13 protein-coding genes are annotated in these 19,321 nt (G+C 71.4%); 8 read left to right on the forward strand and 5 right to left on the reverse strand.

Features of this window, described 5'->3' with window-relative positions; all coding sequences use genetic code 11:
- The first annotated feature begins 3 nt into the window (after positions 1-3).
- Together rmuC and PKC53_RS06635 are read left to right on the forward strand one after the other, a co-directional pair.
- The gene (gene rmuC / locus PKC53_RS06630; protein WP_324427499.1) at positions 4-1,542 is read left to right on the forward strand and encodes a DNA recombination protein RmuC; all 1,539 of its coding nucleotides are present in this window, start codon (positions 4-6) and stop codon (positions 1,540-1,542) included.
- Complete coding sequence (locus tag PKC53_RS06635) at positions 1,535-2,761, forward strand: MFS transporter (RefSeq protein WP_324427501.1); 1,227 nt, start codon at positions 1,535-1,537, stop codon at positions 2,759-2,761. Before rmuC ends, PKC53_RS06635 begins: the two co-directional genes overlap by 8 nt.
- On the opposite strand, the gene PKC53_RS06640 is transcribed toward PKC53_RS06635, so the two are convergent.
- The 5 genes from PKC53_RS06640 to PKC53_RS06660 all read right to left on the reverse strand — a co-directional run bounded on the left by PKC53_RS06640 (position 2,758) and on the right by PKC53_RS06660 (position 9,662).
- Positions 2,758-3,393: a glutaredoxin family protein gene (locus tag PKC53_RS06640; protein ID WP_324427503.1), complete on the reverse strand. Its 636-nt coding sequence runs from the start codon at positions 3,391-3,393 to the stop codon at positions 2,758-2,760. The genes PKC53_RS06635 and PKC53_RS06640 overlap by 4 nt on opposite strands.
- Positions 3,394-3,486: 93 nt before the next feature.
- Positions 3,487-5,505 carry a M3 family metallopeptidase gene (locus PKC53_RS06645; protein WP_324427505.1) on the reverse strand — a complete coding sequence of 673 codons (2,019 nt, stop codon included), beginning with the start codon at positions 5,503-5,505 and terminating at the stop codon, positions 3,487-3,489.
- Positions 5,506-5,556: 51 nt separating this feature from the next.
- Complete coding sequence (folD, locus tag PKC53_RS06650) at positions 5,557-6,408, reverse strand: bifunctional methylenetetrahydrofolate dehydrogenase/methenyltetrahydrofolate cyclohydrolase FolD (protein WP_324427507.1); 852 nt, start codon at positions 6,406-6,408, stop codon at positions 5,557-5,559.
- 69 nt (positions 6,409-6,477) lie between these two features.
- Positions 6,478-7,101 (reverse strand): response regulator transcription factor, encoded by a 624-nt coding sequence (locus PKC53_RS06655; RefSeq protein ID WP_324427509.1) that lies wholly within the window; start codon positions 7,099-7,101, stop codon positions 6,478-6,480.
- Complete coding sequence (locus PKC53_RS06660; protein ID WP_324427511.1) at positions 7,098-9,662, reverse strand: PAS domain S-box protein; 2,565 nt, start codon at positions 9,660-9,662, stop codon at positions 7,098-7,100. Before PKC53_RS06660 ends, PKC53_RS06655 begins: the two co-directional genes overlap by 4 nt.
- A gap of 179 nt (positions 9,663-9,841) precedes the next feature.
- Between PKC53_RS06660 and aceE the strand changes: the two genes are divergently transcribed.
- The 6 genes from aceE to PKC53_RS06690 all read left to right on the forward strand — a co-directional run bounded on the left by aceE (position 9,842) and on the right by PKC53_RS06690 (position 19,295).
- Positions 9,842-12,571, forward strand: coding sequence for a pyruvate dehydrogenase (acetyl-transferring), homodimeric type (aceE, locus tag PKC53_RS06665; protein WP_324427513.1), 2,730 nt, complete (start codon positions 9,842-9,844; stop codon positions 12,569-12,571).
- 24 nt (positions 12,572-12,595) lie between these two features.
- The gene (gene aceF, locus PKC53_RS06670) at positions 12,596-14,242 is read left to right on the forward strand and encodes a dihydrolipoyllysine-residue acetyltransferase (RefSeq protein WP_324427515.1); all 1,647 of its coding nucleotides are present in this window, start codon (positions 12,596-12,598) and stop codon (positions 14,240-14,242) included.
- A gap of 152 nt (positions 14,243-14,394) precedes the next feature.
- Positions 14,395-16,191 carry a dihydrolipoyl dehydrogenase gene (gene lpdA / locus PKC53_RS06675; RefSeq protein ID WP_324427517.1) on the forward strand — a complete coding sequence of 599 codons (1,797 nt, stop codon included), beginning with the start codon at positions 14,395-14,397 and terminating at the stop codon, positions 16,189-16,191.
- Positions 16,192-16,329: 138 nt separating this feature from the next.
- Positions 16,330-17,394, forward strand: coding sequence for an alpha/beta fold hydrolase (locus PKC53_RS06680; protein ID WP_324427519.1), 1,065 nt, complete (start codon positions 16,330-16,332; stop codon positions 17,392-17,394).
- A gap of 128 nt (positions 17,395-17,522) precedes the next feature.
- Positions 17,523-17,852, forward strand: coding sequence for a DUF2917 domain-containing protein (locus tag PKC53_RS06685; protein WP_324427521.1), 330 nt, complete (start codon positions 17,523-17,525; stop codon positions 17,850-17,852).
- A gap of 207 nt (positions 17,853-18,059) precedes the next feature.
- The gene (locus PKC53_RS06690) at positions 18,060-19,295 is read left to right on the forward strand and encodes a lytic murein transglycosylase (RefSeq protein ID WP_324427522.1); all 1,236 of its coding nucleotides are present in this window, start codon (positions 18,060-18,062) and stop codon (positions 19,293-19,295) included.
- Positions 19,296-19,321: the final 26 nt, after the last annotated feature.

A 19,321-nucleotide genomic window follows, 5' to 3' on the forward strand; every position in this document is an offset into this window, starting at 1 on the left:
CGCATGACCTTCTTCGCAACATGGCCCGGCTGGGCCTGGGCGCTGTTCGCGCTGCTCGCGGTCGTGTTGCTGGTGCAGCTGTGGCTGGCGCTGCGCCGCAGCGACGACGCGCCGCTGCGCGCACTGGGCGAGTCGCTGCGGCGCGCGGCGGCCGACGACGCGCAGCAGCTCGGCCGCGAGCTTCGCACCGAGGTGGCCGACAGCGCGCGCGGCACGCGGCAGGAGCTGGCCGGCACGCTGGCGCTGTTCCAGCAGACGCTGCTCGCGCAGTCGGGCGACGGCGTGCGCACGCAGAACGAGCAGATCGACACGCTGCGCACCCAGCTCGCGACGATGCAGCAGCAAGTCGGCGACGCGCTCGCCGAGGCGACGCGTGCGCTGGCCCAGCAGGGGCAGGCCGCGCGCGATGCGCAGGACGCGGCGCTGCTGCGCCAGGCCGAGCAGCAGGCGCAGTCGCTGCAGCGCGTGTCCGAGCAGCAGGCGCAGTCGCTGCAGCGCCTGGGCGACACGCTGTCCGAGCAGCTGCGCGCGCTCGCCGAGTCGAACGAGCGGCGGCTCGCCGACATGCGCCAGACCGTCGAGGGCCGGCTGCAGGCGCTGCAGCAGGGCAACGAGGCCAAGCTCGAGCAGATGCGCGCCACCGTCGACGAGAAGCTGCACGCCACGCTCGAGCAGCGTCTGGGCGAGAGCTTCCGCCAGGTCGCCGAGCGGCTCGAGCAGGTGCACAAGGGGCTCGGCGAGATGCAGGTGCTGGCCCGCGACGTCGGCTCGCTGAACCGCGTGCTGACCAACGTGAAGACGCGCGGCGTGTTCGGCGAGGTGCAGCTCGCCGGGCTGCTCGAGCAGGTGCTGACGCCCGACCAGTACGCTGCCAACGTCGAGACCGTGCCCGGCAGCGGCGCGCGCGTCGAATTCGCGATCCGCCTGCCCGGGCGCCGCGACGACGGCCGGCCGCTGTGGCTGCCGATCGACGCCAAGTTCCCGCGCGAGGACTACGAGCGCCTGCTCGAGGCCCACGAGCGCGCCGACCCGGCGGGCGTCGACGCCGCGGCCAAGGCGATCGAGGCGCGGCTGCGGCTGGAGGCGAAGACGATTCGCGAGAAGTACGTCGCCGCACCGCACACCACCGACTTCGCGATCCTGTTCGTGCCCACCGAAGGGCTGTACGCCGAGGCGCTGCGCCGCCCGGGGTTGGTCGAGTCGCTGCAGCGCGAGCACCGCATCACGCTGGCCGGGCCGACCACGCTGCTGGCCACGCTGTCGAGCCTGCAGATGGGGTTCCGCACGCTGGCGCTCGAACAGCGCAGCGCCGAGGTCTGGCAGGTGCTCGGCGCCGTGAAGACCGAGTTCGCGAAGTTCGGCGACGTGCTGGCGAAGACGAAGAAGAAGCTCGACGAGGCCAGCTCGACGATCGAGGCGGCCGAGACGCGCACGCGTGCGATGGCCCGCCAGCTGCGCAGCGTCGAGGCGCTGCCCGAGGCGCAGGCGCAGCGCCTGCTGCCCGGTGGCGACGACGACGGCGCTGCGTCGCCGCATGCCTGAGCCAGACGGCGACGGTGCGGCGCCGCCGGGCAGCGGTTTCGACCGCACGCTCGTGTTGCTGATCGCCGGGCAGATCGGCATGCACGCGGCGATGGCCGGGCTGCGCCTGGCCGCGCCGCTGCAGGCGCTGCGCGAGGGCCACAGCGCTTGGTCGGTGGGCGTGCTGCTGGCGCTGTTCGCCGCCGCGCCGGTGCTGCTGGCGCTCGGCGCCGGACGCATGGCCGACCGCCACGGCTACCACCGGCCGGCGCGCATCGCGGTGGGTTTGAGTCTGGCCGGGCTCGCGGTCGCGCTGGCGTCGACACCGCTGGCCGGCCGGGCGCAGTTCGCGCTGCTGTGCCTGGCCGCGACGCTCAGCGGCGCCGGCAGCAACGTCGGGCTGATCGTGATGCAGCGCACCGCGGGCGTGCGCGCGCGCGACGGCGTCGAGCGCATGCGCATGTTCAGCTGGATCGGCATGGCGCCGTCGCTGGCCAATGCGGTGGGCCCGGTCGCCGCCGGGCTGGCGATCGATCTCGGCGGCTTCGCCGCCGCCTACGCGCTGCTGCTCGCGCTGCCGCTGGGCAGCGCGTGGTGCGCGCGTCGCGTGCCGGCACTGCCGCCTGCCGACCGCCCCGCGGCGAGGCAGCGCGGTGGTGCGTTCGCGCTGCTCGCCGCGCCGCGGTTCAAGCGGCTGCTGTTCGTCAACTGGCTGCTGTCGAGCTGCTGGGACGTGCACAGCTTCGCCGTGCCGGTGCTGGGCAACGCGCTGGGGTTCAACGCGTCGACGATCGGGCTGATCCTCGGCCTGTTCACGCTCGCCGTGACCTGCGTGCGCCTGCTCATCCCGCTGCTCGCGCACCGGCTGCGCGAGGTCACCGTGGTGCGCGCGGCGATGCTCGCCACGGCTGCGGTTTTCGCGGTGTACCCGCTGACCACGTCGCCGTGGGCGATGGCCGTCTGCGCCGTGCTGCTCGGCGTTGCGCTCGGTGCGGTGCAGCCGATGCTGATGTCGACGCTGCACCAGCTGACCCCAGCGCACCGCCACGGCGAGGCGATCGCGCTGCGTTCGATGTCGATCAACGCGGCGAGCACGCTGATGCCGCTGGTGTTCGGCGCCGCCGGCGCGGCGCTCGGCGTGGCGGCGCTGTTCTGGGTGATGGGCGCGGCGGTCGGTGCCGGCAACTGGAGTGCACGCCGGCTCGACGCAGCAGCGCCCGGCCGATCGTCCGCGGGCTAGAAGCGGATGCCGCCGCCGGCGGGCAGGGGCAGCGACGGCCGCGGCAGCGGCTCGACCGGCGTCTGCGGCTCGGCGGCGGGCGCGGGCACCGTGCGCCGCGCGACCAGCGGCTGGACCTCGGGCGGCGCGTAGTTCGCCGGCAGGCGCGACGTGCGCGGGTAGCCGGCGAGGTCCAGCGTGGCGTTCCACTCCTCGGCGGCGAAGCCGCGCAGCGCCTGCGCACCGACGGTCAGCGCCGGCGCGTCGAGACTGCCGACCGCACGCAGCCAGGCGTCGCGGTCGGCCGCCGGGTCGGCGCGGCGTTCCTCGTGCGGCACGCCGCGGCTGCGCAGCAGGTCGCGGCCGCGATCGCAAGGCGCGCAGTCGGGCAAGGTGTAGAGCACGACGGGAAACCGCGCGGCGGCCTCGCGCAGCGCCTGCGGCAGCGCAGGGGAGCCGGCGCCGCCTTCGGTGCGCCCCAGGCTTTCGACACGCAGGTTGCCGCCGGCGGGCGGCCGGTCGGTGTAGGTCACGGCGCCGTCGGGGGCGACCAGCTTGTAAAGCGCCTGAGCCGCGGCCGGCGCGGCGGCGCAGGCCAGCCACAGGCCCGCCAGCGCGACGGTCGGGGCGAACGGACGGTGACGTGCACTCATGCGTCTTCCTTCGGACAGCACCCGGCGGGCGCGCCCCGGCGGACCACCCGACGGGCTGTTGCGCCGCAATCTAACCCACGCGGCGGCCGCGCTTCAACCCATGCCTTGGTGGCGCAGCAGCGCATCGATCAATGGTTCACGCCCGCGGAAGGCGCGGAAGCTGTCGATGGCCTTGCGGCTGCCGCCGACCTCGAGGATCTCGCGGCGGTAGCGCCGACCGGTCTCGGCGTCGAACACGCCGCGCTCCTCGAACGCGCTCCAGGCGTCGGCGCTGAGCACCTCGGCCCACTTGTAGCTGTAGTAGCCGGCCGAGTAGCCGCCGGCGAAGATGTGCGAGAACGAGTGCGCGAAGCGGTTGTAGGGCACGCGCGGCAGCACCGACACCTCGTCGCGCACCTCGTCGGCGATCGCGGCGATGCGCTCGGCCGCGCCGTACTCGAGGTGGATGCGCATGTCGAACAGCGCGAACTCGACCTGGCGCAGCATCTGCAGCCCGCTGTGGAAGTTCTTCGCCGCGAGCATCTTGTCGAACAGCGCGCGCGGCAGTGCCTCGCCGTGGTCGACGTGCGCGCTCAGGCGCTTCACCACGTCCCACTCCCAGCAGAAGTTCTCCATGAACTGGCTGGGCAGTTCGACGGCGTCCCACTCGACGCCGCTGATGCCGGACACGCCGAGGTCGTCGACGCGCGTGAGCATGTGGTGCAGGCCGTGGCCGAACTCGTGGAACAGCGTGGTCAGATCGTCGTGCGTCAGCAGCGCCGGCTTGTCGCCCACCGGCGGTGCGAAGTTGCACACCAGGTGTGCCACCGGGGTCTGCAACCCGGTGTCGGGGCGCTGCCAGCGCCCGCGCACGTCGTCCATCCACGCGCCGGCGCGCTTGCCGGCGCGCGCGTAGGGGTCGAGGTAGAACTGCGCGACGAGCTCGCCGCCACGTTCGATGCGGTAGAAGCGCACGCTGGGGTGCCACACCGGCGCGTGGTCGGGGCGCACCTCGACCTCGAACAGCGTCTCGACGATGCGGAACAACCCCTCGAGCACGCGCGGCTCGGTCAGGTACTGGCGCACCTCCTGGTCGCTGAACGCGTATCGCGCCTGCTTGAGCTTCTCGCTGGCGTAGGCGAGGTCCCAGGGCTGGAGATCGGGCAGGGCGAGCTCGCGCGCCGCGAACTCACGCAGTTCGGCCAGATCGCGCTCGGCGAACGGGCGCGCACGCCGCGCGAGGTCGCGCAGAAAGCCCAGCACTTGCTCGGGGCTGTCGGCCATCTTCGGCACCAGCGACAGGTGCGCGTAGCTGGGCATACCGAGCAGTTGCGCCTCCTCGCGGCGCAACTGCAGCAACTCGCGCATCGCCGCGCTGTTGTCCAGCGCCGGGTCGCCGAGCTCGCTGGCGCGCGTGATGTAGGCGCGGTACAGCTGTTCGCGCAGCGCGCGGTCGCTGCCGTACTGCATCACCGGCCAGTAGCTCGGCGCGCGCAGCGTGACCTTGCAGCCCTCGCGCGCGTCGGCGCGCGCCGCCTCGCGGGCGGCGTCGCGCACGTCGTCGGGCACGCCGACCAGGCGCGCCTCGTCGACGTACAGCGCGAACCGGTCGGTGGCGTCGAGCACGTGCTCGGAAAAGGCCTGCGCCAGCTCCGCTGCGCGCTCCTGGATCTGTGTGAAGCGCGCCTTCGCCTCGCCGTGCAGTTCGGCGCCGGACAGGCGGAAGTCGCGCAGTGCGTTGTCGAGCGCACGCCGCCGCGCGGCCGACATCGCCGCCGCCGCCGGGCTCGCGGCGAGCGCCTTGTACTTCGCGTACAGACGTTCGTCGGCGCCGAGCGCGGTGTGGAACTCGGTGACGCGCGGCAGGTTCGCGTTGTACGCGGCGCGCAGCTCGGGCGTGTCGGCAACGTGGTTCAGGTGTCCGACCGCGCCCCAGGCGCGGCCGAGCCGCTCGGTGGCCACGTCGAGCACCGCCGACAGCGCGTCGTAGTCCGCCGGCACGTCGGGGCCGACGGCGCGCTCGAGCGCGGCACGCGCATCGGCGAGCAGCACGTCGAGCGCCGGGGTGACGTGTTCGGGGCGGATGTCGGCGAAGGCCGGCAGTCCGGCGGTGTCGAGCAGGGGGTTGGTCATCGGTGCGGCGTGTCGGTCAGGGGTCGGGGGCGGGGCCGCGCGGCGCGTGCCTCAGCCGGCGGCGCGCTCGGCGGCGTCGAGCGTGTTGACGAGCAGCATCGTGATGGTCATCGGTCCGACCCCGCCGGGCACCGGGGTGATATAGCCGGCCACCTGGGACACGCCGGCGAAGTCGACGTCGCCGCACAGCTTGCCCCCTTCGTCGCGGTTGATGCCGACGTCGATGACCACCGCGCCGGGTTTGACCATGTCGGCGCGCAGCACGCCGCGCCGGCCGACCGCGGCGACGACGACGTCGGCTTGGCGCGTGAACGTGCCCAGGTCGGGCGTGGCGCTGTGGCACACCGTCACCGTGGCGTTCGCCTGCAGCAGCAGCAGCGCCATCGGCTTGCCCACCGTGTTGCTGCGGCCGATCACCACCGCGTGCTTGCCTCTGAGGTCGGTGCCGGTGCTCTCGATCAGCTTCATGCAGCCGGCCGGCGTGGCCGGGCGCAGCCCCGGCAGCCCCGTCATCAGCTCGCCGGCGCTGGCCACCGAGAAGCCGTCGACGTCCTTGGCCGGCGCGATGGCCTCGATCACCGCGTGCGCGTCGAGGTGCCGCGGCAGCGGCATCTGCACCAGGATGCCGTGGATCGCCGGGTCGCCGTTGAGCGCCTCGACGCGCGCCAGCAGGTCGGCCTGGGTCATCGTCGCCGGGTAGGTCTCGAGCACCGAGCGGATGCCGTGCTGCTCGCAAGCCTTGACCTTGTTGCGTACGTACACCGCCGAGGCCGGGTCGTCGCCGACCAGGACCACCGCCAGCCCCGGGATGACGCCGCGCGCGCGCAGCGCCGCGGCGCGTTCGCCGACGCCGGCACGCAGGTGCCGGGAGAGTGCGGTGCCATCGATGATGCGGGCGGTCATGGCGGGTGTGCGGGTCGAGAAACGAACAAGGCCGCTGTGGGCAGCGGCCTTGGCGGGAGGGCCGGCGGCTCAGGCCTTGCCGTGCGCGCCGAGCGCGATCTTCAGCAGGTCGGCCACGGTGTTGGCGTTGAGCTTCTCCATGATGTTCGCGCGGTGCGCCTCGACCGTCTTGATGCTGATGCCGAGGTCGTCGGCGATCTGCTTGTTCAGCCTACCGGCGACGATGCGCTCGAGCACCTGCGTCTCGCGCGTGGTCAGCCGCGACAGCAGCGCGTCGCGGCTGGCCTGCTCCTGGTGCTGGCTGAACGCGGTGCGCGCCTGCTCGAGCATGCGCTCGACCAGCGACAGCAACTCCTCTTCCTTGAACGGCTTCTCGATGAAGTCCATCGCGCCCTTCTTCATCGTCGTCACCGCCATCGGCACGTCGCCGTGGCCGGTGATGAAGACGATCGGCAGCGGGCTCTTGCGCTCGAGCAGCCGGTCCTGCAGCTCCAGCCCGCTCATGCCGTCCATGCGGATGTCGGCGATCAGGCAGGCCACCTCGCGCGGGTCGAAGCGCGACAGGAACGACTCGCTCGAGTCGAAACACTTCACACGGTAGTCCTTGCCTTCGAGCAGCCACTGCAGCGAGTCACGCACGGCCTCGTCGTCGTCGACGACGTAGACGGTGCCCTTCTTCGGGATCAGGCTCATGGGAGGGTGGCGGAATCTTCGGTCTGTGGCGGCCCGGCGGCGGGCGGAGATTCGTCGGCGCGCGCGCCGAGTTCGATCGGCAGCGTGAACGAGAATCGGCAGCCGACGACAGCCTCTCCATTGTAGAGGTTCTGCGCGCGAAGCCGGCCGCGGTGCGACTCGACGATCGAGCGGCACAGCCCCAGGCCGATGCCCAACCCGTCGGACTTGGTCGAGAAGAACGCCTCGTACATGCGCGCCAGCACCTCGGGCTTCATGCCGGGCCCGCCGTCGGTGATGCTGAACTCGATGCCGCCGCCTTCCTCGGGCGTGTGGCGCGGCACGACGCGCAGCTCGATGTGCCGCCGCGACGCGGGCAGCTGGGCGATGTCGATCGCCTCGGCGGCGTTCTTCAGCAGGTTCAGCAGCACCTGCTCGATGAGGATCGGGTCGACCAGCAGCGGCGGCAGATGCTGCGCGACGTAGGTCTGGATCTGCACGCGGCGGCGTCGAAGCTCGATGCCCGCGAGCTCGACCGCGTTGTCGACGATCTGCCGCGCCTGCGCACTCTGGCGCTGCGGTTCGCTGCGTTTCACGAAGGCGCGGATGCGGTGGATGATCTGTCCGGCGCGACGCGCCTGGTGGGCGGTCTTCTCGAGCGCGGCGACGAGGTCGTCATTGCCGATCGTGCCGGCCTTCACGCGCGAGACCATGCCGGTGCAGTAGTTGCTGATCGCCGTCAGCGGCTGGTTCAGCTCGTGCGCCACCGACGACGCCATCTCGCCCATCGTCACGAGGCGGCTCGTGACCTGCGCCTTGTCGGCCTGCTGCTGCGCCAGCTCCTCGGCCTGACGGCGCGCGGTGATGTCGGTGGCGATCAGCATCTGCGCCAGGCGTCCGTCGGTCCACTGCAGGTAGCGCGAGCGCACGTCGAACCACTTGCCCAGGTGCTCGACGAACACCTCGCGCGGGTCCGATCCGGTGTCGGTCAGCTCCTGCGTCGGCAGCCCGATGAGGTTGTCGACCGTGTCGTCGCTGCGCAGGTCGGGCAGCGTGAACTGCGTGCCGGCGAGCTGGGCGTGGCCGCGCGCGTCGGCGCCGAACCACATGCGGTACGAGCGGTTGGCGAACAGCAGCTCGCTTTGCTGCACCGACAGCACCGACACGGCGGCGTCCAGCCCCTCGAGCACGGTGGTGAAGCGCTCGTGCGACGCCGACAGCTGGTCGCGGATGCGCTTGGCCTCGGTGATGTTGGTCATCGAGGTCATCCAGCCGGTCTGCTCGCCGTGCGCGTCGACGAGCGGCGAGACGTACATGCGCGCGTCGAACACCGTGCCGTCACGGCGCTGGACCTTGACCTCGATGCCGCCGGCCGGGCTGCGCCCCTGCAGTTCCTGGCGCAGCAGCCGCGCGTTCTCCTCGATGCGGTCGGGCGGCCAGTAAGGGAAGGGCTGGGTGCGCCCGATCAGATCGGCCTCGGAGAAGCCGGTCATCGCGCAGAACGCCGGGTTGACGTACGTGATGCGGCCCTCGAGGTCCATCGCGCGCATGCCCGTGAGCATCGAGTTCTCCATCGCGCGACGGAAGTTGGTCTCGGCCACCAGTGCGTCCTGGATCTGGGTGCGCCGCTGCATGTGGCGCCAGGTGCCGAACAGCATCCACACGGTCAGCGCCGACAGCAGCACGACCATCCAGAACAGCGTCGTGCTGATCAGCCCCACCGAGGTGCGCCAACCCTGGCCGCGCAGCACCAGTCCGTCGGCGGCGGGCATCAGCGGGAGTTCGTAGACGATCTGCGCCGGCCGCGGCGCCTGCCCGGGCATCACCGTCACGGTGCCGACGAGCTCGCGCCCGGTCGCCGCGTCGAGCACCGACAGCGCGTGGCGCTGCACGACCTCGGACGGCACCGCCAGGCGCAGCAGCACCTCGAGCGTGTACTCGGCCACCAACACGCCCTCGAAGCGACCGCGGCGCAGCATCGGCACGTAGACCTGGAACACCGGCGAGCCAGTGATGTCGTTGAACGGCTTCGAGTACACCGGCTGGCGCTGCTCGCGCGCAGCCTCGAAGGCGCGCGCCGGCTCGGTGTCGCGCCCTTCGTCGGGCAGCGCCAGCGCGGTCGTCTCGCCCTGCGGGTTGGCCTCGACGTGGAACGGGCTGGCCGACCAGCCGGCGACACGCTCGCGATCGCGCCCGATCCACTGCAGGTGCGCGATCTCCGGCCGATCGCTGCCGATGGCGAACGCCTGCGCCTCGAAGTCGGCGCGGCCGAGGTCGCGCGAGACGATCTCGCGCGCCAGGCGCGTCACCAGGTCCTGGTTCTCGACCAGGCGCAGGCGTAGCTGCTGCTGCGCGATCTCGGTGTCGCGCTTGACCGCCTCGGTCTCGCGCTCGATCTCCTCGTTGCGCAGGTACCAGAAGGCGGAAATGATCGCCGCCAGGAACAGCAGCACCGACACCAGCGGGCCGATGGTCGCGAACCGGTCCTGCCGCGCCGGCGATTGGCGTTTCCACCAGCGCCCGATCAGGCGCTGGGTGCGCGACAGCGCGGCGGTGCGAGCCCGTACGGCGGACGGTGGCATCGGGGGATTATCGAATGGACCCCGCGCGGCAAGTGGCGAGACTGGCTGCATGCGGTGCGTTCGACGTCATTTGTGTTTCGTATTGCGGGATGTGATCGCACGATTTGGAATTCTCTGACGCCTGTGCCAGAATCCGCGCCGACCGCCCGCTGCCCGCACCCCCACGCAAGGAGACACGCATGTCGGCACAGCCCCTGCCCAACGCCTTCCCGGCCGCCAACGACGCCGACGCGCAGGAGACGCGCGAATGGCTCGACGCGCTCGCTGCGCTGATCAGCGCCGAAGGGCGCGAGCGTGCGCACTTCATGCTTGAGCAGCTGCTCGAGGAGGCGCGCCAGCACGGCATCGACAAGCCGTTCTCGGCCACCACGGGCTACGTCAACACCATCGAGCCGGAGGACGAGGAGCGCAGCCCCGGCAACCTCGAGCTCGAAGGCCGGCTGCGCGCGTACATGCGCTGGAATGCGATGGCGATGGTGGTCAAGGCCAACCGCATCGACTCGGCCGACGGCAGCGAGCTCGGCGGCCACATCAGCTCGTTCCAGTCGCTGGCGCACATGCTGGCCGCGGGCTTCAACCACTTCTGGCACGCCGACGACACCGACGCCGGCGGCATCCACGGCGGCGACCTGCTGTACCTGCAGGGGCACTCGGCGCCGGGCATGTACGCGCGTGCCTTCATGGAAGGGCGACTCACCGAGGACCAACTGCTGCACTTCCGCCAGGAGGTCGGCGGCAAGGGCCTGTCGAGCTATCCGCACCCTAAGCTGATGCCCGACTTCTGGCAGTTCCCCACCGTCTCGATGGGCCTGGGCCCGATCATGGCGATCTACCAGGCGCGCTTCCTGAAGTACCTGCACGCGCGTGGCATCGCCGACACGAGCCGGCGCAAGGTGTGGGTGTTCTGCGGCGACGGCGAGATGGACGAGCCCGAGAGCCTCGGCGCGATCGGCCTGGCGGCGCGCGAGAGGCTCGACAACCTGATTTTCGTCATCAACTGCAACCTGCAGCGCCTCGACGGCCCGGTGCGCGGCAACGGCAAGATCATCCAGGAACTCGAGGGTGAGTTCCGCGGCTCGGGGTGGAACGTGATCAAGCTGCTGTGGGGCAGCAACTGGGACGCCCTGCTGGCGCGCGACAGGACCGGCGCGCTGCGCAAGATCATGATGGACACGCTCGACGGCGACTACCAGGCGTTCAAGGCCAACGACGGCGCCTTCGTGCGCAAGAACTTCTTCGGCCGCGACCCGCGTGCGCTCGAGCTGGTGTCGAAGATGAGCGACGACGACATCTGGGCGTTGCGCCGCGGCGGCCACGACGCGAACAAGGTCTACGCCGCGTTCCACCGCGCCAACAGCCACGTCGGCCAGCCCACCGTGCTGCTGGTCAAGACCGTCAAGGGCTACGGCATGGGCAAGGCCGGCGAGGGCAAGAACACTGCGCACCAGACGAAGAAGCTGTCGGACGACGACATCCGCTACATGCGCGACCGCTTCAACATCCCGATCCCCGACAGCGAGCTGCCGAAGATCCCGTTCTACCGCCCGGCCGACGACACGCCGGAGATGAAGTACCTGCACGAGCGCCGCAAGTCGCTGGGCGGCTACCTGCCCAGCCGCCGGCAGCGCAGCTCCGAGAGCTTCACCGTGCCGTCGCTGGAGACCTTCAAGGCGGTGCTCGAGCCCACCGCCGAGGGCCGCGAGATCTCGACCACCCAGGCCTACGTGCGCTTCCTGACCCAGCTGCTGCGCGACCAGGCGCTCGGCCCGCGCGTCGTGCCGATCCTCGTCGACGAGGCGCGCACCTTCGGCATGGAGGGGCTGTTCCGCCAGATCGGCATCTACAACCCGGAAGGGCAGAAGTACACGCCGGTCGACAAGGACCAGGTCATGTACTACCGCGAGGACAAGGCCGGGCAGATTCTGCAGGAGGGCATCAACGAGGCCGGCGGGATGAGCAGCTGGATCGCCGCGGCGACGTCGTACTCGACGAACAACCGCATCATGCTGCCCTTCTACATCTATTACTCGATGTTCGGCTTCCAGCGCTTCGGCGACCTCGCCTGGGCCGCCGGCGACATGCAGGCGCGCGGTTTCATCCTGGGCGGCACCAGCGGGCGCACGACGCTCAACGGCGAGGGCCTGCAGCACGAGGACGGCCACAGCCACGTCCTGGCCGGCACGATCCCGAACTGCGTCACCTACGATCCGACGTTCGCGCACGAGGTCGGGGTGATCCTGCACCACGGCCTCAAGCGCATGGTCGAGAAGCAGGACAACGTGTTCTTCTACGTCACGCTGCTCAACGAGAACTACGCGATGCCCGGGCTGAAGCCCGGCACCGAGGAGCAGATCATCAAGGGCATGTACCTGCTCGCCGAGGGTCAGGCCGGCAAGAAGAGGGGCGCGCCGCGCGTCAACCTGCTCGGCAGCGGCTCGATCCTGCGCGAGTCGCTGGCCGCGAAGGACCTGCTCGAGGCCGACTGGGGCGTCGCGGCCAACGTCTGGAGCTGCCCGAGCTTCAACGAGCTCACGCGCGAGGGCCAGGACTGCGAGCGCTGGAACCTGCTGCACCCCACCGAGACGCCGCGCGTGCCGTACGTGGCGCAGCAGCTCGGGCCGCACGCCGGCCCGGTGGTCGCCTCGACCGACTACATCAGGAACTACGCCGAGCAGATCCGCGCCTTCGTCCCGAAGGGCCGCAGCTATCGCGTGCTCGGCACCGACGGATTTGGCCGCAGCGACTTCCGCTACCGGCTGCGCGAGCATTTCGAGGTCAACCGCCACTACATCGCGGTGGCCGCGCTGAAGGCGCTGGCCGACGACGGCACGCTGCCGGCGGCCAAGGTCGCCGAGGCGATCGAGAAGTACGGCATCGACCCCGACAAGGTCAACCCGCTGCACGCCTGACAACGACAACCGCGGAGACATCCCATGGCATTGGTCGAAGTGAGGGTCCCCGACATCGGTGATTTCAAGGAAGTCGCGGTGATCGAGGTGCTGGTCAAGCCCGGCGACCGGGTGAAGGCCGAGCAGAGCCTGATCACGGTGGAAAGCGACAAGGCGTCGATGGAGATCCCGTCGTCGGCGGCCGGCGTGGTCAAGGAGATGAAGGTCGCGCTCGGCGACAAGGTCAGCGAAGGCTCGGTGGTGCTGCTGCTCGAGGCCGAGGGTGCCGCCGTGCCGGCGCAGGCTCCGGCCGCGGCGGCGCCGTCCGTTCAGGCTCCCGCCGCGCCGCCACCCGCGCAGGCCCCGTCCGCCGCGGCGGCGGCCGCTGGCCTGGTCGAGGTCGTCGTGCCCGACATCGGCGACTTCGCGGACGTCGCGGTCATCGAGGTGTTCGTCAAGCCCGGTGACACGGTCAGGGCCGAACAGAGCCTGATCACCGTCGAGAGCGACAAGGCGTCGATGGAGATCCCGTCTTCGCACGCCGGTGTGGTCAAGGCCATGAAGGTCGCGCTCGGCGACAAAGTCTCGAAGGGCTCGCCGGTGCTGGTGCTCGAGGCCGCGAGTGCTGCCGCGGCATCCGCGACACCCGCGGTCGCCGCGCCGCCGCCGGCGGCCGCCGCGCCGGCTGCGCCGGCCACCGCGACGCCAGCGGCCGCGGCGACGGTCGGCGCACCGGCGCACGCGCCCAGCGCGGCGGGCGGCAAGCTGCCTCACGCGTCGCCGTCGGTGCGCAAGTTCGCGCGCGAGCTCGGCGTGCCGCTCGACGAGGTGCCTGGCTCCGGGCCCAAGGGCCGCATCACGCACGACGACGTTCAGGGCTTCGTCAAGCGCGTGATGGCCGGCGACGCGCAGACCGCGGCAGTGGCGAAGAAGACGCCGGCCGGCGGCGCGGGCGCCTTCCCCGGCCTGCTGCCCTGGCCGCAGGTCGACTTCACGAAGTTCGGCGAGGTCGAGCGGCGCGACCTGTCGCGCATCAAGAAGATCAGCGGGGCCAACCTGCACCGCAACTGGGTCGTGATCCCGCACGTCACGAACCACGACGACGCCGACATCACCGACCTCGAGGCGTTTCGCGTGCAGCTGAACAAGGAGCACGAGAAGAGCGGCGTCAAAGTGACGATGCTGGCGTTCATGATCAAGGCCGCGGTGGCCGCGCTGAAGAAGTTCCCCGAGTTCAACGCCAGCCTGGACGGCGAACAGCTGGTGCTGAAGAAGTACTACCACATCGGCTTCGCCGCCGACACGCCCAACGGCCTGGTGGTGCCGGTGGTCAAGGACGCGGACCGCAAGGGCATCCTGCAGATCAGCCAGGAGATGAGCGAACTGGCGAAGAAGGCGCGCGACGGCAAGCTGGGCCCGGCCGACATGAGCGGCGGCTGCTTCAGCATCTCGTCGCTCGGGGGCATCGGCGGGCGCTACTTCACGCCGATCATCAACGCGCCCGAGGTCGCGATCATGGGGGTTTGCAGGAGCAACTGGGAGCCCAAGTGGGACGGCAAGGCGTTCGCGCCGCGGCTGATGCTGCCGCTGTCGCTGTCCTGGGACCACCGCGTGATCGACGGCGCCGCCGCGGCGCGCTTCAACGTCTACTTCGCGTCGCTGCTGGCGGACTTCCGCCGCATCGCGCTGTGAGAGCCCCCCCGAAGCGCCTACGGCGCCTCCCTTCCAAGGGCACCGCCAGCGGACCGGCCAAGCCGGGTCCGCGGCGGTTGCTTGCAGGCGCGCGCCCCGGCGGTCGGGCATGCCGCCCGGGCGGCCTGGACAACTGAACTGAGGAGCCGGCGATGGCAATCGTCGAAGTGAAGGTTCCCGACATCGGCGACTTCAAGGACGTCGCGGTGATCGAGCTGCTGGTCAAGCCCGGCGACACCGTCAAGGCCGAGCAGAGCCTGATCACGGTCGAGAGCGACAAGGCGTCGATGGAGATCCCGTCGTCGGCGGCCGGTGTCGTCAAGGCGGTGAAGGTCGGGCTCGGCGACAAGGTCAGCCAGGGTTCGGTCATCGTGCTGCTCGACGCGGCGAACGCGGCGCCCCCGGCGTCGGCGCCGGCCGCCGTCGTGGCGCCGGCTGCCGCACCCGCCGCCGCACCGGTGGCAGCGAGCCACGGCGGCGGCGCCGACCTCGAGTGCGACCTGCTCGTGCTCGGCGCCGGTCCCGGCGGCTACTCGGCGGCGTTCCGCGCCGCCGACCTCGGCCTGAAGGTGGTGCTCGTGGAGCGCTACCCGGCGCTGGGAGGCGTCTGCCTGAACGTCGGGTGCATCCCGAGCAAGGCGCTGCTGCACGTCGCGGCCGTGATGGACGAGGTCGCGCACTTCGCCGACCTCGGCGTCTCCTACGGCGCGCCCTCGGTCGACGCGGCCAAGCTGCTCGCGCACAAGAACAAGGTCGTCGGCAAGCTCACGCACGGCCTGTCGGCGATGGCCAGGATGCGCAAGGTCACGGTCGTTCGCGGCTATGGCAGCTTCCTCGACCCGCATCACGTCGTCGTCGAGGAGACCACGGGCGACGGCCAGGCCAAGACCGGCGCCAAGCACGCCGTGCGTTTCAGTCAGTGCATCGTCGCCGCCGGATCGCAGGCGGTGCGCCTGCCGTTCCTGCCCGACGACCCGCGCATCGTCGACAGCACCGGGGCATTGCAGCTGCGGCAGATCCCCGAGCGCATGCTGATCGTCGGCGGCGGCATCATCGGCCTCGAGATGGGCACCGTCTACTCGACGCTGGGCGCGCGCCTGGACGTCGTCGAGATGCTCGACGGGCTGATGCAAGGCGCCGACCGCGACCTGGTCAAGGTCTGGCAGAAGATGAACGCCAGGCGCTTCGACAACATCCTGCTGAAGACGAAGACCGTGGCTGCCGAGGCGACGTCCGACGGCATCCGCGTGCAGTTCGAGGGCGCCGACGGCAAGACCAGCGAGGGCGTCTACGACCTCGTGCTGCAGGCCGTCGGCCGCAGCCCGAACGGCCGCAAGATCGGCGCCGACAAGGCCGGCGTGGCCGTCAGCGACCGCGGGTTCATCCCGGTGGACGTGCAGATGCGCACCAACGTGCCGCACATCTTCGCGATCGGCGACATCGTCGGCCAGCCGATGCTCGCGCACAAGGCCGTGCACGAGGGGCACGTCGCCGCCGAGGTCGCCGCCGGCACGCTGCTCGGCGACGACCGGCTCGCGAAGTCGCGCTTCGACGCGCGCGTGATCCCCAGCGTGGCCTACACCGACCCCGAGGTCGCGTGGGTGGGTCTGACCGAGGACGAGGCCAAGGCCAGGGGCATCGCGGTGACCAAGGGGTTGTTCCCCTGGACGGCGTCGGGCCGCGCGATCGCCAACGGCCGCGACGAGGGGTTCACCAAGCTGCTGTTCGACGCGCGGCCCGACGGCGGGCACCGCATCCTCGGAGGCGGCATCGTCGGTACGCACGCCGGCGACATGATCGGCGAGGTCGCGCTGGCCATCGAGATGGGCGCCGACGCCGTCGACATCGGCAAGACGATCCACCCGCACCCGACACTGGGCGAGTCGATCGGCATGGCCGCCGAGGTCGCGCACGGTTCGTGCACCGACCTGCCGCCGCCGCGGCGCTGAGGGGCCGGTGACAGCCGAGCGGTCTGGCGCTCATCCGGGTCGGTCGAGGACGGTGACGGGCGGGGGCCACTCGCTGGCGGCCCGTCGCCGCGCCGCCTACACTGGCCCGGCATACAGGAAGGGACAGTGAGCGAGCCCATGGCCCTGTCGCGCGAGATCCGCTTCTGCCGCAGCGCCGACGGCGTCGAGCTCGCGATGGCGCTGTACGGCGCCGGGCCGCCGCTGGTGAAGGCGGCCACCTGGCTGACCCACGTCGAGAGCGAACACACGAACACGTTCGACCTGGCGATGATTCGCGCGGTCAGTCCGCACCGCCGATTCGTGACCTACGACGCGCGGGGCTGCGGGCTGTCGCAGCGTCAGGTCGACGAGGTTTCGTTGGACGCCTGGGTTCGCGACCTCGAGGCGGTGGTCGACGACCAGGGCCTGGAGCGGTTTGCGTTGCTCGGGATATCGCAGGGGGCGGCGATCGCCGTTGCCTATGCGGCGCGCCGTCCCGAGCGCGTCAGCCAGCTGGTGCTGGTCGGCGGTTTCGCCACCTCGTACCTGAGCACCACCAAGCCCGATCCTCGGGTCGTCGACGAGGCCGAGACGCTGATCAAGCTCGTCGAGCTCGGCTGGGGCAGCGCCAGCCCGGCGCTGCGCCAGGTCTTTGTCTCCAAGTTCCTGCCCGATGCGACCGTCGAGCAGTGGCGCGTCTTCGACAGCATCCAGAAGGCCACGGCGACGCCGCAGATGGCCGCGCGCTACCTGAGGGCGATGTTCAGCGTGTCGGTCAAGGCGGAAGCGGCACAGGTTCGTTGCCCGACGCTGGTCATGCACGTCAAGGGCGACCAGATGGTCTTCTTCGAGCAGGGGCGTCGGCTGGCGGCGCTGATCCCTGGCGCGCGCTTCGTGCCGCTGCCGGGCAACAACCACGTACCGTTCGAGACCGAGGCGGCCTGGCCTGTGCTGATGCAGGAGATGCGCGCCTTTCTCGGCCTGACCGCGACGTCGACGCAGCGCAGCGCGCTGACGGCGAGGCAGCTCGAAGTGCTGGCACGCGTGGCGGCCGGTCAGACCGACAAGCAGATCGCCCGCGAGCTGCAGCTCAGCCCGCGCACGGTGGAGATGCATGTCGCCGGCGCGATGAAGGCGTTGGGCGGCAGGACGCGCGCCGAGGCGGTGCGCCAGGCTGCGCAGCAAGGGCTGCTGCCGCCGTGACTCGTCGGCTGCGGCACGGTGTTGCTACCGTAGTCGCGCCGCGGGATGGCCGTAGTTCGCACACTGTCGCGCGGCGGCCGCGCCCGGGACACTGGCTCCATCGACTCACCCATCGCATGGAGCCTGACATGAACCGCGCCCCCGTCCTTCCTGCCGGCCTCGATCTCTCCCTCTGCGGCCTGTTCCGCCGCCTCGTCGCGGCATTCCAGGTCCCCGCGGCGTCTTCCCGCAGCGATCTGTACCGCCTGGCGAAGGGTGCCACGCTGGCCGTGCGCCGGCCGCAGGGCAGCGTCATCGAGTGTCGGTGGGGATCGCTGTGGATCACCTTCGACGACACGCCCCAAGACATCGTGATCGATGCCGGCGAAAGCCACGTCGCCGTGCAGCGGTCGCGCATGCTCGTGCACGCGCTAAGTGACAGTGCGCTGCGACTGGTCGCGGACGGCGGTGCGCGCTGAGTCTGGGTCGCAAGGCGGGCCACGCACTGCGGCAACGGCGAGCGGCCGGCCTTCAGCTGCGGGCGGCGGGTCCTCCATGCGTCACTCGGTGCCGCCAGGGCGCGGCGCCGTCCGTCCCACGACACAGTGGTCGCGCTCCGCGCGCGAGGGGTCGAGCAGCTGCGGTGCGTGCCGGCAGACGCTCGGGCCGGCGGCTACCATCGCCGAATGACGAACGCGCGACGATCGGGCGGCGGCCGCCTCGGGGCGGCCGCGCTGTCGGGGGCCCTGGCATGCGCGGCCGCGGGTGCTGCCTCGGCGCAGACCGAAGCCGACTTCAGGAGCTGCCTCGCCGGGCTGCAGCGCGCCGCAAAGGCGGCAGGAGTTTCGGCGTCGACTTGGCGCGAGCACACCGCCGGGCTGCAGCCCGACATGGGTGTCGTCGCGCGACTCGACGACCAGCCCGAGTTCCGTGTGCCGATCTGGGACTACCTCGCGGCGCTGGTCGACGACGAGCGCGTCGCCGACGGCAGGCGCATGCTCGCCGAGCACCGCGAGACGCTGGCCGGCGTGGCGCGGCGCTTCGGCGTCGACGCCGAGACCGTCGTCGCGGTCTGGGGCGTCGAGAGCGACTACGGCCGCAGCTTCGGGCGCACGCCGCTGGTGCAGTCGCTGGGCACGCTGAGCTGCTTCGGCCGTCGCCAGGCGTTCTTCCGCGGCGAGCTTTTTGCGGCGCTGCGCATCGTGCAGGGCGGGCACCTGCAGGCGCAGCAACTCGTCGGCTCGTGGGCCGGCGCCTTCGGCCACACGCAGTTCATGCCCAGCACCTACGAGCGGCTGGCCGTCGACTTCGACGGCGACGGCCGGCGCGACCTGGTCTCCACGATCCCCGACGCGCTGGCGTCCACCGCGCACTTCCTGCAGAAGGCCGGCTGGCGCAGCGCCGAACCCTGGGGCTTCGAGGCGCGCCTGCCGGCCGGCTTCGACCTGCGCGGCGAGGGCCGGCGCACGAAGCGCCCGCTGTCCGAGTGGACGTCACGCGGGCTGCGGCGCGCGGACGGTTCGCCGCTGGCCTCCGGCGGGCTCGTCCCGGCCACGCCGGCCGGGCTGCTCGCGCCGGCCGGCCCGCAGGGCCCGGCCTTCCTCGTGCTGCGCAACTTCGACGCGCTGTTCAGCTACAACGCTGCCGAGAGTTACGGCCTGGCGATTGCACACCTGTCCGACCGGCTGCGCGGCGGCGGCGAGTTCGCCACGCCGTGGCCCACCGACGACCCCGGGCTGTCGCGCGCCGAGCGCCGCGAACTGCAGACGCTGCTCATCGCGCGCGGGCACGACATCGGCGAGGTCGACGGACGGCTCGGCGAGCGAAGCCGCGCGGCGATCCGCGCCGAGCAGCAGCGGCTGGGGCACGACGCCAACGGGCGCGCCGGTCGCAGGTTGCTGCAGGCGCTGCGCGCAGGCTGAGCGGCATCAAGTCCGGCGCGCGCCGG

Source organism: Azohydromonas sp., assembly GCF_035325925.1.
Lineage (GTDB): Bacteria > Pseudomonadota > Gammaproteobacteria > Burkholderiales > Burkholderiaceae_C > Calidifontimicrobium.

Excerpts from the sequence above, each read along its gene's own strand:
- rmuC (WP_324427499.1), top strand. The coding sequence starts at position 4 with ATGACCTTCTTCGCAACATGGCCCGGCTGGGCCTGGGCGCTGTTCGCG.
- PKC53_RS06635 (WP_324427501.1), top strand. The coding sequence starts at position 1,535 with ATGCCTGAGCCAGACGGCGACGGTGCGGCGCCGCCGGGCAGCGGTTTC.
- PKC53_RS06640 (WP_324427503.1), bottom strand. The coding sequence starts at position 3,393 with ATGAGTGCACGTCACCGTCCGTTCGCCCCGACCGTCGCGCTGGCGGGC.
- PKC53_RS06645 (WP_324427505.1), bottom strand. The coding sequence starts at position 5,505 with ATGACCAACCCCCTGCTCGACACCGCCGGACTGCCGGCCTTCGCCGAC.
- folD (WP_324427507.1), bottom strand. The coding sequence starts at position 6,408 with ATGACCGCCCGCATCATCGATGGCACCGCACTCTCCCGGCACCTGCGT.
- PKC53_RS06655 (WP_324427509.1), bottom strand. The coding sequence starts at position 7,101 with ATGAGCCTGATCCCGAAGAAGGGCACCGTCTACGTCGTCGACGACGAC.
- PKC53_RS06660 (WP_324427511.1), bottom strand. The coding sequence starts at position 9,662 with ATGCCACCGTCCGCCGTACGGGCTCGCACCGCCGCGCTGTCGCGCACC.
- aceE (WP_324427513.1), top strand. The coding sequence starts at position 9,842 with ATGTCGGCACAGCCCCTGCCCAACGCCTTCCCGGCCGCCAACGACGCC.
- aceF (WP_324427515.1), top strand. The coding sequence starts at position 12,596 with ATGGCATTGGTCGAAGTGAGGGTCCCCGACATCGGTGATTTCAAGGAA.
- lpdA (WP_324427517.1), top strand. The coding sequence starts at position 14,395 with ATGGCAATCGTCGAAGTGAAGGTTCCCGACATCGGCGACTTCAAGGAC.
- PKC53_RS06680 (WP_324427519.1), top strand. The coding sequence starts at position 16,330 with ATGGCCCTGTCGCGCGAGATCCGCTTCTGCCGCAGCGCCGACGGCGTC.
- PKC53_RS06685 (WP_324427521.1), top strand. The coding sequence starts at position 17,523 with ATGAACCGCGCCCCCGTCCTTCCTGCCGGCCTCGATCTCTCCCTCTGC.
- PKC53_RS06690 (WP_324427522.1), top strand. The coding sequence starts at position 18,060 with ATGACGAACGCGCGACGATCGGGCGGCGGCCGCCTCGGGGCGGCCGCG.